The 550-nt window shown below is 59.9% G+C and carries 1 rRNA gene; it reads right to left on the minus strand.

What is annotated here, in order from left to right:
• A 23S ribosomal RNA gene (locus tag AC1DW8_RS22625) occupies positions 1 to 127 on the minus strand; the annotation flags it as partial.
• Positions 128 to 550: the final 423 nt, after the last annotated feature.

Here is a 550-nt window from a genome sequence, read left to right on the forward strand (position 1 = left end):
TTTCCCCATTCGGAAATCCTCGGATCACAGTCTGGTTATCGACTACCCGAGGCTTATCGCAGATTCCTACGTCCTTCTTCGGTTCCTGGTGCCAAGGCATCCACCGTGTGCCCTTAAAAACTTGACACTACAAAGATGCTCGCGTCCACTGTGAAGTTCTCAAAATACAACCGGCACCCCACACCCACCACAAGCACAGCTCGCGATCTCGATGAGGCCCACAACCAGAAAAACCAGCCCACACACACCACCCGAGCCAACCAGACCCCCRAAAAGGGGCCAGGCCAGCTCGAGCCGGCACGTGTCGTCCGATCCTTCAGGACCCAACAACGTGTCAGACACCGCACCCGCCATCCCCCACGTTCCACTGCCGCACCCCCCGGAAGGGGACGCAACCCCCGCGARGGGAGCTGCCGGCTTGTACTTGTGAGAGACACCAGGACGGTGTCAAGTAATCGATGTTCCACCCTTGAGCACCCCCCACCGAGCATGCGTCGGTGGCGAGGCCACTGCGCCACAGACCATGACGGCCTGGGCGAGTTGCTCCTTA

It is taken from the genome of Terrabacter sp. P2_E3 (assembly GCF_056403915.1).